The organism is Pseudomonas sp. XP1, assembly GCF_053557675.1.
In genome coordinates this window covers 212241-215780 of record NZ_JBNRIJ010000001.1, presented here as the reverse complement: position 1 = coordinate 215780, position 3540 = coordinate 212241, and the positions used below count along the sequence as shown (strand labels likewise).

The 3540-nt window shown below is 64.2% G+C and carries 4 protein-coding genes; all 4 read right to left on the bottom strand.

From position 1 onward, the window contains the following. Window positions 1-66 precede the first annotated feature (66 nt). The 4 genes from ACK1U9_RS00910 to pqqA all read right to left on the bottom strand — a co-directional run bounded on the left by ACK1U9_RS00910 (window position 67) and on the right by pqqA (window position 3427). Window positions 67-1794, bottom strand: coding sequence for a PAS domain-containing hybrid sensor histidine kinase/response regulator (locus tag ACK1U9_RS00910; protein WP_449109601.1), 1728 nt, complete (start codon window positions 1792-1794; stop codon window positions 67-69). After that, a complete protein-coding gene (gene ercA, locus ACK1U9_RS00905; protein ID WP_085598349.1) occupies window positions 1778-2941 on the bottom strand; it encodes an alcohol dehydrogenase-like regulatory protein ErcA in 1164 nt (387 codons plus the stop codon). Before ercA ends, ACK1U9_RS00910 begins: the two co-directional genes overlap by 17 nt. Before the next feature lie 89 nt (window positions 2942-3030). Continuing rightward, window positions 3031-3303 carry a pyrroloquinoline quinone biosynthesis peptide chaperone PqqD gene (gene pqqD, locus ACK1U9_RS00900; protein ID WP_046613878.1) on the bottom strand — a complete coding sequence of 91 codons (273 nt, stop codon included), beginning with the start codon at window positions 3301-3303 and terminating at the stop codon, window positions 3031-3033. A 52-nt stretch (window positions 3304-3355) separates the two neighbouring features. Further along, window positions 3356-3427 carry a pyrroloquinoline quinone precursor peptide PqqA gene (gene pqqA, locus ACK1U9_RS00895; RefSeq protein ID WP_003253598.1) on the bottom strand — a complete coding sequence of 24 codons (72 nt, stop codon included), beginning with the start codon at window positions 3425-3427 and terminating at the stop codon, window positions 3356-3358. Window positions 3428-3540 lie beyond the last annotated feature (113 nt).

Here is a 3540-nt window from a genome sequence, read left to right as displayed (position 1 = left end):
GTACCGGCCTCTTCGCAGCACAAGGCTGCTCCTACGAAGGCCCGTGCAAGACCATGGGATCAAGCTTCAGCCCAGCAACTGGCTCAATACCGCACGCAACTTCCCCGGTTTGACCGGCTTGTTCAGCAACGGCGCACCGAGCTTGTTCAAGGAGCGTCGGCACTGATCGCTGCGGTCGGCGGTGATGATCACCGCGGGTATGGCGGCGCCGAAATGTTCACGCAAGTGCCTGACCACCTCGCAGCCGACAACACCGTGGTCCAGGTGAAAGTCCGCCAGGATCAATTCCGGTGCCCGCCCCTGCAATGCCAGCAGGGCGCCAACCTCGTCGGTCGCGGTAACCACTTCGCAGCCCCACTGCCCGAGCAGAGCGCCCATGCTCTCGAGGATGCTCACTTCGTTGTCCAGTACCAGCAGGCGGCGGCCTGGCAACGGGTTGCCTGCGCCAGGCTGCGGCGCGGCCTGATGGATAGGCAGCGGCATGGCTTCGCCGATCGGCACATCGATGCTGAACATCGAGCCACGCCCCGGCCACGAACGCACCCCGACGCGGTAGCCTAGAATCTTGGCTATCCGCTCGACGATCGCCAGCCCCAGGCCCACACCCTTGCGGTCGGCGGCGCGGCCTACGTCCAGTTGGTTGAACTCGAGAAATATGGCCTGCAGCCGATCCGCCGCGATGCCCCGCCCGGTATCCCACACCTCCAGGCGCAAGTGATCGCCGCGGCGCCGGGCCCCCAGCAGGATCCTGCCCTCGTCGGTATAACGGCAGGCGTTGCTGAGAAAGTTGCGCAGGATACGCGTCATCAGCCGCAGGTCGGTACTGATGGCGTAGTCGCCAATGCGCGCGCGCAGCTTCAGGCCTGCAGCATCGGCCACCGTGCGAAACTCCGAGACCAGCGGCCCGAACAGTTCGTCGAGGCGGTACAGCGCCACGTCCGGCTTGACCGCCGCCTGGTCGAGCCGGGAAATGTCCAGCAGGTCGGTCAGCAGGTCTTCGGCGCCCTCCAGGGCCTGGTGGGTACGCTCCACCAGCACCTTTTCCGCTTCTGGCAGTGGCCTTTCGCGCAAGGTCGAGATCAGCAGCCGCGCGGCATTCAGCGGTTGCAGCAGGTCATGGCTGGCGGCAGCGAGGTACTTGTCCTTGCTGCGGTTGGCGGTTTCCGCGGCGTCGCGGGCATCGCGCAGGGCGCGGGCGATCTGTTTGCGCTCGGCGATCTGCTGTTGCAGGTTGCGGTTGGCCTCCAGCAGTTCATCGGTGCGGGCGGCCACCCGTTGCTCGAGTTCGTCATTCAGTTGCTGCAGGCGCTGCTGGGCCAGCTTGCGTTCGGTGATGTCGGCGACAAACCCTTCCACCAGCCCTTCCTGGCCGGGCTTGAGCAACAGGTTCATCAGCACATCGAGGTGGCTGCCATCCTTGCGCCGCAAGCGGGTTTCATAGCCGTGCAGGCTGCGTTCACGGGCGAGGGTCGCGGTGATGGCGTGCAGCTCCTCGGCCCCGCCGACAAACAGGTTGGCGGCAAGGTCCGTCAGCGGAAACAGCAATGCTTGCGGGTTGTCGTAACCCAGCATGCGTGCCAACGCCGGGTTGGCGGCACGCATGCCGTCTTGCAGGCTGGCCTGGAAAATCCCGTGCACGGCGTTTTCGAACAGCCATTTGTAGCGGTTGCGTTCGGCCTCCAGTTCGTCCAGGCGTGCCGCCAGCTCCGGGTAATGGCTCTTGCGTGCCGAGTGGTCGCCCAGCCCCAGTAACCCGGCCAGCGCCCGTTGCTGCTCGTCAGAGGGCCTCGCCATAGACCACCTCGACATCACGCTGGCTCGACGCACGCGGGTTGGTGAGGATGCACGGGTCATCCATCGCATGTTGCGACAGGAACGGGATATCGGCCGTGCGTACCCCGTGCAGGCCGAGGGTTTCGTGAAAGCCGATGGCATGCTTCAGGGCGATCAGGTGCTCCACCAGGCGCGCGCAGATCTGCTTGTGGTTGAGGCCACGGCAGTCGATACCCAGCACTTCGGCAATCACCTTGAAACGCTCCGGTGCCGAGCTGTAGTTGAACGCCACCACGTGCTCCACCAGCACCGCATTGCACAAACCATGCGGCAGGTCGAGGAACCCGCCCAGGCTGTGCGACATGGCGTGGACCGCCCCCAGGATCGCATTGGAAAACGCCAGCCCCGCCTGCATGCTGCCCAGCATGATCTTCTCGCGCAGGGCGATATCGGTGGGGTTGGCGATCATTTCCACCAGGTTGCCGTTGATCAGGCGCATGGCCTCCAGCGCATGGGGGTCGGTCAGCGGGCCGTGGCCGGTGGAAACGAAGGCTTCGATGGCATGCACCAGCGCATCGATACCGGTGCAGGCCGACAGGAACGGATCCATGCTCAGGGTGGTTTGCGGGTCGATCAGCGACACGTCCGGCACCACCGCCTTGCTGACGATGGAGAATTTCATGCGCTCCTGCTGGTTGGAAATGATCACGAACTGCGACACGTCCGCCGAGGTGCCGGCCGTGGTCGGGATGAGGATCAGCGGCGGGCTGGGCACGCGGATCATGTCCACGCCTTCGAATTCGAGGATGCTGCGCCCGTGGGCGACCACGATGCCGATGGCCTTGCCGCAATCCATCGGGCTGCCGCCGCCGACTGCGACAATCACATCACAGTGGTTCTGCCGGTAGATCTCGGCACCGAGCATCACCTCTTCGACCCGCGGGTTGGGCGATACGGCGCTGTACAGACAGTAGTCGATACCCTGGGCCTGCAGGCTGGCCTCCACGTCCCCTACCCAACCGGCGGCGATCACACCGGGGTCGCTGACCACCAGCACCTTGCGCGCACCGAAGGTCTTGGCGTAATTGGCGACATTGTGCCGGCAGCCGGCACCAAAGATGATCTCGGGCGAAACGAACTTGCGAAGCGGGCTGAAACTCTGGCTCATCGGGAAGCCTGTTCTTATTGTTCTGGAAGGTAACCGCCAGCGTAAAGCATCCCGTAGCGAAAGCAACCAGACCAAAGCGTGACCACGGCTCATTCGATCCAGTACTTGGCACGGGCCACCTCCAGGAACGCCAGGATGTCCTCGTCGAGCCCCGGCACACCGGGGAAACGCTGTGCCAGGCGGTCGATGACAGCCGCCACGCTGCGCTGGCCGTCCAGCAACTCGAGCACCCAACCGGCACTGGCGTTGAGCTCGATGATGCCCTCGGGGTACAGCAGCACATGGCACGCCTGGCGCGACTCCCAGCGCAGGCGAAAGCCCTTGCGCAAGGCCAGGGCTTGTTCGCGATCGATCAGGTTCACAACGGGCTTGCGCAATGAAGACCCGGCCATCGCGATGATGGCCGGACAGGCATCAACGATTGGCGAAGTACATCGTCACTTCGAAGCCGATGCGCAGGTCGGTAAAGGCGGGTTTAGTCCACATGGGGCATTCCTCTTCTTGGTGCCGGGCGATTCCGGTAGAGGCATTAATGCACGAGGGGCGACGGGGCCGAATGCTACTTTGGGACAGGTTTGCGGGGTGCGTTGGTAGGAAGG